Annotated in this window: 10 protein-coding genes; 9 read left to right on the plus strand and 1 reads right to left on the minus strand. The window is 72.6% G+C overall.

Annotation, left to right across the window (positions count from 1 at the left end; translation table 11 throughout):
- From ACWF94_RS16585 to ACWF94_RS16620, 8 genes are all read left to right on the plus strand, one after another.
- The coding region (locus tag ACWF94_RS16585; RefSeq protein ID WP_453488127.1) for an amino acid adenylation domain-containing protein at positions 1-5259 on the plus strand (5259 nt) is incomplete at its 5' end.
- A 2-nt stretch (positions 5260-5261) separates the two neighbouring features.
- Positions 5262-6245, plus strand: coding sequence for a methyltransferase (locus ACWF94_RS16590; protein ID WP_453488129.1), 984 nt, complete (start codon positions 5262-5264; stop codon positions 6243-6245).
- A complete protein-coding gene (locus ACWF94_RS16595) occupies positions 6242-7411 on the plus strand; it encodes a cytochrome P450 family protein (protein WP_453488131.1) in 1170 nt (389 codons plus the stop codon). Before ACWF94_RS16590 ends, ACWF94_RS16595 begins: the two co-directional genes overlap by 4 nt.
- Before the next feature lie 75 nt (positions 7412-7486).
- Positions 7487-7693, plus strand: coding sequence for a hypothetical protein (locus tag ACWF94_RS16600; RefSeq protein WP_453488132.1), 207 nt, complete (start codon positions 7487-7489; stop codon positions 7691-7693).
- Between the two features lie 153 nt (positions 7694-7846).
- On the plus strand, positions 7847-8587 hold the full coding sequence (locus ACWF94_RS16605) for a M50 family metallopeptidase (RefSeq protein WP_453488134.1): 741 nt from the start codon (positions 7847-7849) through the stop codon (positions 8585-8587).
- 181 nt (positions 8588-8768) lie between these two features.
- Positions 8769-10127, plus strand: coding sequence for a 3-phosphoshikimate 1-carboxyvinyltransferase (gene aroA / locus ACWF94_RS16610; RefSeq protein ID WP_453488136.1), 1359 nt, complete (start codon positions 8769-8771; stop codon positions 10125-10127).
- Positions 10128-10140: 13 nt separating this feature from the next.
- Entirely contained in the window at positions 10141-11154 is a 1014-nt protein-coding gene (gene rsgA / locus ACWF94_RS16615) for a ribosome small subunit-dependent GTPase A (RefSeq protein WP_453488138.1), read from the plus strand.
- 107 nt (positions 11155-11261) lie between these two features.
- Positions 11262-11588 (plus strand): DMT family transporter, encoded by a 327-nt coding sequence (locus ACWF94_RS16620; protein WP_453488140.1) that lies wholly within the window; start codon positions 11262-11264, stop codon positions 11586-11588.
- A gap of 95 nt (positions 11589-11683) precedes the next feature.
- Here ACWF94_RS16620 and ACWF94_RS16625 read toward each other — a convergent pair whose 3' ends face one another.
- Positions 11684-12319 carry a TetR/AcrR family transcriptional regulator gene (locus ACWF94_RS16625; protein WP_453488142.1) on the minus strand — a complete coding sequence of 212 codons (636 nt, stop codon included), beginning with the start codon at positions 12317-12319 and terminating at the stop codon, positions 11684-11686.
- A 303-nt stretch (positions 12320-12622) separates the two neighbouring features.
- Here ACWF94_RS16625 and hisN point away from each other — a divergent pair.
- The coding region (gene hisN / locus ACWF94_RS16630; protein ID WP_453488143.1) for a histidinol-phosphatase at positions 12623-13384 on the plus strand (762 nt) is incomplete at its 3' end.

Consider the following 13384-nt stretch of genomic DNA (forward strand, 5'->3'; position numbering starts at 1 on the left):
GGCCGGTCGGCGACGAGTTTCGTCGCCGACCCGTTCTCGCCGGTCCCCGGCGCGCGCATGTACGCGACGGGCGACCTGGCGCGGCGCCGGCCGGGCGGTGTCGTGGAGTTCGTCGGGCGGGTGGACGCGCAGCTCAAGGTGCGTGGTCACCGGGTGGAACCGGCCGAGGTGGAGGCGGCGCTGCGGGCGGACCCGGAGATCGCCGACGCCCGCGTGGCCGGTGACGGTGACCGCCTGGTGGCCTATGTGATCCCGGCCGCCGGGCGGCCCCGCTGGCCGAGGGTGCGGGAGCGGCTGAGCCGTGTTCTTCCCGCCTACCTGGTGCCGTCGGCGATGGTGTCCGTGGACGCCTTCCCGTTGACCAGCTCCGGAAAGCTGAACGTACGCGCTCTGCCCCCACCGGCGGAGGATGTCGCCGCCCCTGATCCGCACCCGGGTCTGGAGACCACGCTCGCGGAGATCTTCGCGCGCCTGCTGGCCCGCCCGGTGAACCGCGACGACGATTTCTTCCTGTCCGGCGGCCATTCCCTGGCGGCAGCGAAGGCCGTCGCCATGATCCGGGCGTCGGTCGGCGTGGAAGTGACGATCCGAACCCTGTTCGCCAACCCCACCGTCGCCGCCCTGGCCGCCGCGATCGATGCGGGCCAGGGCGATCCCGATACTCCGGAGGTCCCGGAGGTCCGAGAGGTCCCAGAGGTCCCGGAGAACCTGGAGGTCCCGGAGGTCCCGGAGATGCCGGAGGTCCCGGAGGTCCCGGAGGTCCGAGAGACCCCAGAGGTCCCGGACAACCCGGACAACCCGGAAATGCCGGTGGCGGTGCCCGCTCCACCAGGACGGCTGTCCGGCCCGCAGCACGGACTGTGGATCATCCACCAGGCGGGCCAGGACAACGGCGCCTACGTCGTGCACGCCGCGTTCCGGCTGGAGGGTGCGCTCGACGAGGCGGACCTGCGCGCCAGGTTCGCCCACACCCTGGCCACCCATCCCGTCCTGCGATCGGCGATCGTCGTCCATGACGACACCCCGCGGCTGAGCGCGGCGCCTTACACGGACGAGTTGTCGGCGAGGGCCTGGCGCACCACCGACCTGAGCGCTCACGCGGACCCGTGGCCCGAGGCCGAACGCCTGGCCGCCCGGGACGCCGACCACCCCTTCGACCTGACCCGGCGCCCGTTGGTGCGAGCCCATCTGATCAGAACCGCCCCCACGACCCATCTCCTGACGATCACCGCTCACCACATCATCTGCGACGACATATCGCTGGCGATCCTGCTGACGACCCTGACCACCGTGGATCCGGTCTCCTCGCCCCTGTCCGGTGCCACGGATGTCGAGCGGCCGAGGGCCACGGATGTCGAGGGGCCGAGGGCCGCGCTCGGCACGGGGACCGGCGCACCGGGACTACCGGTCCCCGCGCCGGCAGCCGTGGGTCCACGGCAACGGACCACCGAATTCTGGGCTGAGACACTCCGCGACGCCCCGCCTGCCTCCGGACCCTCGCCGGACCACCCGTACGGCACGGCCTGGGCCCCCACGCCGGGCGGATCGCCGCACCCGGAATCCGGCCCGGGCCCGGCTCACCCCCGCCGCGCGGGCGCTGTCCCCGGTGCCACCCACCGGTTCACCGTCCCGGCCGGGCTCGCCCGCCGCTTCGCCACCTGGTGCCGGGGCGAGCGGGCCACCACCTTCGCCGGTCTCCTCGCCGTCTTCGCCATCGTCTCCTCCACCCGGGACGGTGGTGACGACCTCGTCGTCGGCGCCCCGGTCGGCACCCGCCCGCCCGGGTGGGACGACGTGATCGGCATGTTCGTCACGACCCTCCCGCTCCGGCTCCGCACAGACCGTCGAGCCACCCCCCGCGACCTGCTCGCCGACGCCGGCGGGGTGGTGGCCGACGCGATGGACCACGCCGACATCTCCCTGGCCGACATCCTCACCACGGTCCCCACCTCACGGGCCTCACGGGAGGACCACCCGCTGTTCCGGACGATGCTGGTCCTCAACCGCGAGACGGCCCCCGTCACCTTCACCGGCCTGACCGCCACCCCGCTGCCGATCGACCGCGCCACCAGCCGTTTCGACCTCACCCTCCACATCAGGGAACGCGAGGGCGACTGGCCCGCCCTCATCGACTACCGCACCGACCGGTACGAGGCGGACACGATCACCAGGATCGCCGACCAGGTGCTGGCGGTCATGGAGGCCGTGGCCCGCGACCCCGGTCTTCCGCTGTCCCACCTGGACCTGTTGTCCCCGGCCGACAGCGCCGTCCACACCGCCCTCGACACCCGGTCCGAGCCGGCCTCCCCCGGCGGACCGGACACGCCGTCCACCGGCCTGGCCGTCCACACCCGACCGGCCGCCACGACCGTGGTGGACCTGATCGCGGCCCACACCGCCCGGACCCCTGACGCCACCGCCGTCCTCGACCTCGCCGCCGCTCCCCTCACCTACCGGGACCTGGACCGCAGATCCTCAGCCGTCGCCCGCCACCTGCGCGAGGCCGGCATCCGGAGCGAGGACCCGGTCGCGATCACCATCCCGTCCAGCGCCGACGCGATCATCGCGATCCTCGGCGTGCTCAAGGCGGGCGGATGTTTCGTCCCCATCGACCCCGCCCAGCCGCCCTCCCGCCAACACGCCCTGATCACCGCCAGCGGTGCGAAGACCGTCCTGACCCGCGACGCCCTCCCCGCCACCGGCCACCACGAACCCACGCCCATCCACCCGTCCCAGCTCGCCTACGTCGTCCACACCTCCGGCTCCACCGGCGAACCCAAGGGCGTCGAAGTACAGCACGACACTCTCCTCAACCTCACCACCGCGTTCATCGCCGAACACGGCCTCACCGCCGCGCACCGCCTCCTCATGGTCCCGCCCCCGCACTTCGACGCCGCGTTCGGCGACATCTTCCCGGTCCTCGCGGCCGGGGCCACCCTGGTCATCCACCCCGACCCGGGCGGCCTCACCGGACCCGACCTCCTCAAGCTCTGCGTCGAGCACCGACTGACCGCGGTGGACACGGCGGCTCCCCTCTGGCAGCGCTGGGTGGCCGATCTCGATGGGGAACGCCTCCCGTTGGAGATCATGATGGTCGGCGGCGACATCGTCCCGGCGGCGACCGTCCGCGCGTGGGCGAAGCACGGCATTCCCCTCCACAACCACTACGGCCCGACGGAAGCCACCGTCTGTGCGACCAGTCATCGCACCGCCGACGGCCACGAGCACCCCACCCGGCTGCCGATCGGCCGCCCGCTGCCGAACGTCCGCGTCCACCTCCTCGACCGGGCTCTGCGCCGGGTGCCCGTCGGCGTGGTCGGTGAGATCTACATCGGAGGGACGGCGCCCGCCCGGGGGTACCGGGGAAACCCGGCCGCGACCGCCGCGGCGTTCTTCGCCGACCCGTACGGCGACCGCCCCGGCGCCCGCATGTACCGGACCGGCGACCTCGCGCGGCTGAACCCGCACGGCACGCTGGAGTTCGTCGGCCGGGCCGACGACCAGGTCAAGATCCGCGGCAACCGGGTGGAGCCGGGGGAGGTGGCGGCCGTGCTCGCCGCGCACCCGGCCGTCACGGAGGCCGTGGTGGTGGCCAGGGGCGACCGCCTCATCGGCTACGTCGGCGCCCCGGCCTCGACCACACCTGCCCGGAACGCACCCGATCCGACCGCCCCCGACCCGCGGGTCGCCGTCCCGGACGTTCCCGGTCTGCGCGCCTTCTGCGCCGACCGCCTGCCCGCGTATCTCGTGCCGGACACCGTGGTCGTCCTCGACGCCCTTCCCACCACAAGCACCGGCAAGGTCGACAACACCGCCCTCCCCGAACCCCCCGCCAGCCCCACCAGCCCCACCAACCCTTCAGTCCCGGCGGATCCGCCCCGGACCGCCACCGAGCGAGCCGTCGCCGCCATCTGGGCCACCGTTCTCGACCAGTCCGACGTGGGCCGCACCGCGGACTTCTTCGCCATCGGCGGGCACTCGCTCATCGCCGCCCATGTCCTCGCCGCCGTCCGCGACCGCCTCGGCGTCACGGTGCCGATGCGCACCCTGTTCACCGCCCCCACCGTGGCGGCGTTCGCGGCAGCCATCGATGACGGTGCCTCGGCGGACCTGCCCACGGTCGACCGGTTGCGCGCCGACGCTGTCCCCCCGCCCGAGATCCGTCTCCGCACCGTCCACTCACCCGACATCCGTCTCCGTACCGTCCACCCACCCGGCGTCCCCTCGGCCGGCACACCGCGCCGGATCCTGCTCACCGGCGCCACCGGCTTCCTCGGCCGCCACCTCCTCGACCAGCTCCTGGCCCGGACCGACGCCCGGATCCACTGCCTCGTCCGCCAGGGCTCGATCGATCGGCTGCCGGTCACCGACCGCGTGATCCCGGTCCCCGGCGACCTGTCCGTACCCGGCCTCGGTCTGTCCACAGAGGATCACGACACCCTCACGACCGTGGACGCGATCTACCACAATGCCGCCGTGCCGCACTTCGCCGCGCCCTACAACACCCTCAAACCCGCCCACGTCGACGCCACCGCCGCGATCCTGCGCCTGGCCGGCGACAGCGGCGCCCCGCTGCACCTGATCTCCACCCTCGGGGTCTTCCTCGGTGACGCGTACGACGGCCGCGTCGTCACCGAGGCCGACACTCCCACCGACCCGAGCGGCCTCACCAGCGGCTACGACCTCAGCAAATGGGTGGCCGACGCCATGGCCGCCGCCGCCCGCGGCCATGGCCTGCCCGTCTCGATCCACCGCATCGCGGCCATCGTCGGCGACACCGCCACCGGCGCCGCCGCCCCGCGCTCCGCGTTCAGCCGCTGGCTCACCGCATGCATCGCCGCGGGCGCCGTCCCGGACACCGCCGAGGTGCTGGACATGGTGCCCGTGGACACGGTGGCCGCGGCGATCGTCGCGCTCGCACAGGCCCCGACCCACCTCGGCCGGGACCACCACTACCACGGCGACGGCGGCATCACCCGTACCGCCCTCGCCGCCGCCCTCACCTCCGCCGGTCACCCGACCGAGGTGGTGCCGTACCACCGATGGCGGGAGCGGATGCTCGCCGACCCGGCCGGGCCTTTCGCCCCGCTCGCCTTCTCCCTGCCCGAACGCCCCCGCCCGCACCCGCGGTTCGACTGCTCCCGCACCTGGGCCGCCGCGGCCGAGGCGGGGGTGGAGTTCCCCCCGGCCAACGAGCGAATGCTGCGCAGGCACCTGGACTTCCTCACCGGTGCCGGCGCGCTTTCCGGAAGTGGATGATCATGCCCTTGCCCGAAGAATCCTCTGGTGTCCCGGCTCCGGTACTGGACCGGCTCGGCGCGGCCGGGTACCGGGCCATGATCGCCGGTGTCCGGCTCGGGGTGTTCACCGCGCTGGAAGCCGGCCCGCTGTCCGTCGAGGAGCTGGCCACCACGATCGGCGGTGACCCGGCCGGGGTGCGCAGCCTGGTGAACGTCCTGGTGACCTTCGGCTACCTGCGGCGTGACGGCGACTCCGACGGGGTCACGACCGCCGCGACGCCCGGCCCGGTGGACCTCGAACTGTTCTGGCACGAGGTCCTGTTCGAGTACTGGGCCGACATCGAGGACACCATCCGTACCGGCACGCCCCGCCGCGGCTTCTACCCCTGGCTGCGCGAGCGCCCCGCCACCGCGGCCCGCCTGCGCCGGATGTTCGCCGGCGCCGCCGCGGACCTGGCCGATGACATCGCCGCCGCGCTGCCTCCCGCGGCGACCGTCCTGGACATCGGGGGTGGCCACGGCGACCACACCGTCGAACTGTGCCGCCGTCGCCCGGACGTGCGGGCCACCGTCTTCGACCTGCCCGAGACGATCAAGGCCCTCCGCGAAGACGCCCCGCCGGACCGGGTGACGGCGCGGGCAGGCGACTACCTCACCGACGACCTGGGTTCCGGGCACGACCTGGTGCTGCTGTTCAACGTCCTGCACGGCCATGGCCCCGAGGAATGCCGCGAGCTGTTGCAGCGCGCGGCGAAGTCGTTGTCCCCCACGGGAAGCATCGCCATCCTCGACCACGACCGGGAACCACCGGCCGGTCTTGGCCCGGCCGCGGCCGGGTTCCTCGGCACGTTCGGCCTGACCCTGTGGCACGGCCAGGGCGGCGGTCTGCACCGCTACGCCGATCTCGCGGCATGGCTGGGCGAGGCCGGGCTCACCGAGACGCGGGTCGTGCCCCTCGCCGCGTCCCCGCTGGAGAAGCTGCTGATCGCCGGTCGGCCGTCGTGACCGCCGACCCGTACCCGGGCTACGCCTGGTTGCGCGAGCACGACCCGGTCTGCCCCGTCGGCGGACCGCACGTCCCGGGCCGGATGTGGCTGGTGACCCGGTACGACGACGTCCGCGCCTGCCTGGCGGACCGCCGCCTGGGCAGCGGCGCCCCGGTCAACCCCGACCCGCACCCGCCCGGTCTGTCCAATCTGGACGAACCCGGACACGCCAGGCTGCGCCGGCTCATCGCCGCGGCGTTCACCCCCGCCGCGGTGTCCCGCCTGCGCGATCGCACCGCCCGGACCTGCGCGCACGCCATCGAGTCGTTCGCCGGGCGGGGGCGCGCGGACCTCGTCGCCGAATACACCCGGGAGATCCCCGTCGCCGTCATGCATGACCTGCTCGGCGTCCCGGAAGCCGAGCGCGCGCCCGCCGCCGATGTGCTGGACATGTGGTACCGCGCGAAGTTCCAGCAGCCGCGTGACGAGGTGAAGCTGGCCGAGCTGCTGGGTTACGTCCGGAAGCTGGTGGCCTACAAACGATCGCACCCGGGGGACGACCTCCCGACGCGGTTGATCGAGTCGGGCGCGCTGACCGGGGACGAGCTGGAGGTGATGGTCATGACCCTGATCGGTGCCGGTCACATCACCACGATCCAGTTCCTCGGCACCACCATCCTGCGCCTGCTCGGCCACCCCGACCGGCGAGCTGCCCTGCTCTGCGGCGACATCGACTGGTCCCAGGCGATCAACGAGCTGCTGCGCCTGGACTCGCCGTCGCACGTGGCGGAGTACCGGTATGCGAGCGAGGACATGACGATCGCGGACGCCCGCGTGGGAGAGGGCGACGTGGTGCTGCTGTCGCTGGCGGCGGCGAACCACGACCCGAACCGGTTCCCCGACCCCGGCGCCCTGGACCTCACCCGTGATGCCCGCCCGCACCTGGCGTTCGGCCACGGCGTGCACACCTGCCTGGGCAGCCATCTGGTGAAGCTGGAGACGGAGATCGCGATCACCACGTTGTTCAGCCGCCTGCCGGACCTGACCCTGGACATCCCGAGCGACGAGGTCGACTGGGGCTACGCCCCGACGTTCCGCGGCCCCCAGGCCCTCCCGGTCACCTTCACCCCCCGTGAGCCGATCGTCTCGTCCCCGCTGGGGGACGAAGTGATCACCGGAACGTGACCACGTAGTAGGTCTCGGGGTTCATCCGGGGTTTCTCCGGAGCTTTTTCCGGAGTTCTTTCCGGAGTTCATCCGGATGCGGTTGGACGGGCTGATGGACGAGCCCCGCTCCGGCAGGCCGGCTTCGATCCTGCTGGACCAGGTCGAGGACGTGCTCACGGCGACAGTCGAGGACCTGCTCACGGCGACAGAGGAGTCCGTGCGCGAGGCGACCCTCGCGCTGGAAACACGGCGCCCCGGCAGCACGGACCTACGCCTGGGCCCTGGGTGTCGGCACGGGTAGTGCAAGGGCCCTGGACAGCTCCCGGGCTCTACCGTTGCGACCTGCACGTTTGCCGGGAGGAACGATCCCTGCTGCTGCGGCGTCTCAGATACCGTCCGCACATAGGTGCCAGACTGCCCACTCCCGCCCGCCGCCCAAGGAGCTGCCCCAGAAATGGAAAGCCCGGACTCCGCTTCCACCCTCAGCAGCGCATCGATGGGCAGCCTCTGGGACCGTGTCTCCGGCACCCAGCCGGCACCCGACGAATGGCTTGTCATAGCCGCCGCCGCGCTCGCCCTCGCCGTGGTGGTCCCCCGGCCCCTGTGGCGGCTCTCGCGCAACGCCGTCACCATCGCCCACGAGGGCGGCCACGGGCTGATCGCCCTGCTGACCGGCCGCAGCCTGGAGGGCATCCGGCTGCACTCCGACACCAGCGGACTGACCGTGAGCCGGGGCCGGCCGACCGGCCTGGGCATGGTCCTCACCGCCGCCGCGGGCTACACCGCGCCGCCCCTGCTCGGCCTCGGCGGTGCCGCACTGCTCGGCGCCGACCGGATCACCCTGCTGCTGTGGCTGGCCACCGCCCTGCTGCTGGCGATGCTGATGATGATCCGCAACGCCTACGGCGCGCTCACCGTGATCCTCACCGGCGCCGCCTTCGTCCTGGTCTCCTGGCTGGCACCGCCCGAGGTCCAGGCGGCGTTCGCGTATACGGCGGTCTGGTTCCTGCTGCTGGGCGGGGTGCCACCGGCCTTCGAGCTCCAGTCCAAGCGCCGCCACGGCGGAGCCCCCGACTCGGACGCCGACCAGCTCTCCCGGCTGACCCATGTCCCGGCCGCGATGTGGTTCCTGCTCTTCCACGCCGTCTCGATCTGCTCACTGATCGGCGGCGGACGCTGGCTGCTGGATCTGTAGCAGCGGGGGTACGGGGACGGGCGCGACCTCGGGGGACGGGTCCGGATGGCGCGGGGACGGGCCCGGATGGCGCGGGCCGGTCGGACGCGGCGGAAGGCTCACTACCACTCATGGATTACGCCCCGGTTTCAACACATTTGATCAAGATCCGGGCTCCCCGCGAGCCACTAAAGTGAAGGCCATGACCGAAGCCTCCGTGCACCCTGCCCTCTGGCCCGCCCCGTTCGCGACCGGAGCCGTCGAAGCGACGGTGACCGTGCCCGGATCCAAGTCGGTCACCAACCGCGCCCTGGTCCTGGCGGCCCTCGCGTCCGACCCCGGCTGGCTGCGCCGCCCGCTGCGCTCCCGGGACAGCCTGCTGATGGCGGACGCGCTGCGCGCCCTCGGCGTCGGTATCGAGGAGGGTGTGGGCCCGGACGGCGAGGGCGAGGTGTGGCGCGTCATCCCTGCGGGCCTCATCGGCCCCGCCACCGTCGATGTCGGCAACGCCGGCACGGTGATGCGCTTCCTGCCCCCCGTCGCCACCCTGGCGGACGGCCCGGTCCGCTTCGACGGCGATCCCCGGTCGTACGAGCGCCCCCTGCACGGCGTGATCGACGCCCTGCGCGTCCTCGGCGCCCGGATCGACGACGAGGGCCGTGGCTCGCTCCCGATGACCGTGCACGGCGGCGGCGCGCTGGACGGCGGCTCCGTGGAGATCGACGCGTCCTCCTCCTCGCAGTTCGTCTCCGCGCTGCTGCTGTCCGCGCCCCGCTTCAACCAGGGGGTCGAGGTCCGCCACACCGGCGCCCGGCTCCCCTCCATGCCGCACATCCGGATGACCGTCGACATGCTGCGCGCCGTCGGTGCCCAGGTCGACGAGCCGGAGACCGGCGGCGAGCCCAATGTCTGGCGGGTCTCCCCCTCCGCGACGCTCGGCCGGGATCTCACCGTCGAGCCCGATCTGTCGAACGCCCAGCCGTTCCTGGCCGCCGCGCTGATCACCGGCGGCCGGGTCACCATCCCCGACTGGCCCGAGCGCACCACCCAGCCCGGTGACGCGCTGCGCGGGATCTTCACCGAGATGGGCGGTTCCTGCGAGCTGACGGAGACCGGTCTGACCTTCAGCGGTACGGGCCGGGTCCATGGCATCGACGTCGATCTGAGCGAGGTCGGCGAGCTGACCCCGGGCATCGCGGCCGTCGCGGCGCTCGCCGACTCCCCGTCCACGCTGCGGGGCGTCGCCCATCTGCGGCTGCACGAGACGGACCGGCTGGCCGCGCTCACCAAGGAGATCAATGAGCTGGGCGGCGATGTGACCGAGACGGCTGACGGTCTGCACATCCGCCCGCGCCCGCTGCACGGCGGGGTGTTCCACACGTACGACGACCACCGGATGGCGACGGCCGGCTCCATCATCGGCCTCGCCGTCGACGGCGTCGGGATCGAGAACGTCGCGACCACCGCGAAGACCCTGCCCGACTTCCCGAGCATGTGGGACACGATGCTCACAGCGGGAACGGCGGGAACAACGGGAACAGCGGGCAGAGCGGGAAGCTGAACGGGGACCGACGATGCGGCGCTACGGCAAGAACCCCGACGAGGACGACATCCGCGTCCGCCCCAACCGCAAGGGCAACCGGCCGCGGACCAATATCCGCCCCAAGCACGAGGACGCGTCCGAGGGCATGGTCCTCACCGTCGACCGGGGGCGGCTCACCTGCCTCGTCGACGACCGGGTCGTCATGGCGATGAAGGCGCGCGAGCTGGGCCGCAAGGCCGCCGTGGTCGGCGACCGGGTCTCCCTCGTCGGCGATCTCTCCGGGGCCAAGGACACCCTGGCGCGTATCGTCCGCATCGAGAAGCGGACATCCGTACTCCGCCGGACGGCGGACGACGACGATCCCTTCGAGCGGGTGGTCGTCGCCAACGCCGACCAGCTCGCCATCGTCACCGCCCTCGCCGACCCCGAGCCGCGCCCACGGCTGATCGACCGCTGTCTGGTCGCCGCGTTCGACGGCGGTCTCTCGCCCCTTCTCGTCCTGACCAAGTCGGATCTGGCCTCCCCCGACGAACTGCTGGGGATGTACGGCGCGCTCGGCGTCCCCCATGTCGTCACCACCCGCGACGAGTTCGTGGACGGTGTCGCCGCCGAGCGGGTGCACGAGCATCTGTCGGGCCGCACCACGGCGTTCGTCGGCCACTCGGGCGTCGGCAAGACGACCCTCGTCAACGCCCTCGTCCCTGAGGGGCGCCGCCGCAGTACCGGAGTGGTCAACGCGGTCACCGGGCGCGGCCGGCACACCACGACCTCGGCGCTCGCCCTCCCGCTGGCGGACGAGCAGGGCGGCTGGGTGATCGACACCCCGGGCATCCGGTCGTTCGGGCTGAACCATGTCGACCCGTCCCGGGTGATCCTCGCCTTCCCCGATCTGGTGCCGGGTACGGAGAACTGCCCGCGCGCGTGCAGCCACGACGAGCCGGACTGCGCACTGGACGACTGGGTAGCCGAGGGCCACGCCGATCCGGCGCGGCTGTACTCGCTGCGACGGCTGCTCGCCACCCGGGAGCGACGCGAAGGCGACTGAACCGGGCACGTTTGCACCCATCGGATGTTGGTAAGTGCATAATCGGATCAAGTCCGACGAAGCAGTCGCCGACGAGAAGCAGTCACCGACTAGGGGAGGCACTGGCCATGGCGTGGCTGCTGGTGGTGGTCGCCGGAATTCTGGAGACGGGCTTCGCCGTCTGTCTCAAGCTGTCCCACGGATTCACCCGATTGTGGCCGACCATCGCGTTCGCCGCCTTCGCGCTGGGCAGCTTCGGACTGCTGACCCTGGCGCTGAAGAAGCTCGACGTCGGCCCCGCGTACGCGGTGTGGACGGGCATCGGCGCGGCGGGCACCGCGATTTACGGCATGGTCTTCCTGGACGATCTGGTCTCCACGCTCAAGCTTGTCTCCATCAGCCTGGTGATCGTCGGCGTCATCGGCCTCCAGCTCTCGGGGTCGGGGGGCCACTGACCCGGGCCGCCGGACGTCTGCGGTCCTACCGGTCCTGACGGGTCCTGACCGGTCTTCACCGGTCCTTCTCGTTCCGCACCGGTCTTTACCGGTCTTTACCGGTCGTGCGTACCGCCTGAGGCGGTCACAGCCGTACGGACCAGTGGTCCGACGCCTTCGCCGATCGGCGCGACCACATAGGAGAGCGCGAGCCGCAGCGCCAGCTCACAGCGGTAGGCGAGGTCCCCGGTCGGCTCCTCGGGGTGGAGGGCTCCGGACGCCTCCCCGGGGTGTGCGTGCGCGGCCAGTACCCGTTCCCGTACCAGCGCGATCATCTCGCACGGGGCCGGCAGGCCCGCGTCCGCACGGCGCTGGGCGGGCGCTCCGGCCGGGGACGCGTCAGGGCGGCAGGGCTTCGGGACGGGCAGCCGTTCGCCCCAGCAGCCGGTGAGCAGCGCACGCAGCAGCGGTCTCGCACGCGCCTCCCCGACGGTCCACTCGGCGACGGCGACCAGCGGGTCCACCGGGCCGCTCAGGCTCCCGAGCAGCCGGTCCACGCCATGGAGGTAGGCGTCGGCCTCCCGGCTCACCAGCGCGCGGGCGAGTCCGTCCTTGCCGCCGAATTCGTTGTAGAGGGTCTGCCGGGAGAGTCCGGCGGCGGCGGCGACATCGACCATCCGCACCCCGGACCAGGGCCGTTCGGCGAGGGCCGCGAGCGCGGCGTCGAGCAAGGATTCACGGGCCGTGGCCATCGTCGCCTCCCGGACCGTACGGCTCCGGGCCGGATGCCCACCCCGCCGTACGGCGCTTCGCTCAGAGTTGACGCGCGGCCCCGAGGTGTCAAGAGCCCCGGGCCCGGGGTGGTACGGGAGCGGGACCGACGGTGGGTGTGAGCAAGGGGCTCTGCGGTACGGAGGCGGCCCCCGGCGGGCATGAGCAGGGGCCCGACCCCCGGTGGCGGATCCGCACAGGGCGGGCGGGCGCCGTCGCGCGGCGCGGCTGGGCGCCGATCCGCCGTCGGCGGCCCCGATACCGTCCCCGATACAGTGATGACCATGCCCGACTACCACGACGATCTGCGTCTCGCCCATGTCCTCGCGGACGCCGCCGACGCCGCCACGATGGACCGGTTCAAGGCTCTGGACCTCAAGGTCGAGACCAAGCCGGACATGACTCCGGTGACCGAGGCCGACAAGGCGGCGGAGGAGCTGATCCGCGGACAGCTCCAGCGCGCGCGTCCGCGTGACGCGATCCTCGGCGAGGAGTACGGCATCGAGGGCACGGGGCCGCGCCGCTGGGTCGTCGACCCGATCGACGGCACCAAGAACTATGTGCGCGGGGTGCCGGTCTGGGCGACGCTGATCTCGCTGATGGTGCAGGGCGAGGGCGGCTATCAGCCGGTCGTCGGGGTGGTCTCGGCCCCGGCCCTCGGCCGGCGCTGGTGGGCGGCCCAGGGCGGCGGCGCGTACACCGGGCGCTCGCTCACCTCGGCGACCAGGCTGCGGGTTTCCAAGGTGGGCAGGGTGCAGGACGCCTCCTTCGGGTACTCCTCGCCGAACGGCTGGGAGGAGCAGGGGCGGCTCGACGGTTTCCTCGATCTGACCCGCGCCTGCTGGCGCAGCCGGGGGTACGGCGACTTCTGGCCATACATGATGGTCGCCGAGGGCTCGATCGACCTCTGTGCCGAGCCCGAGCTGTCCCTGTGGGACATGGCGGCGCCCGCGATCGTCGTCCAGGAGGCGGGCGGCTCCTTCACCGGCCTGGACGGCCGTCCCGGCCCGCACAGCGGGAACGCGGCGGCGTCGAACGGTCTGCTC

This window comes from Streptomyces sp. NPDC055078 (genome assembly GCF_053607985.1).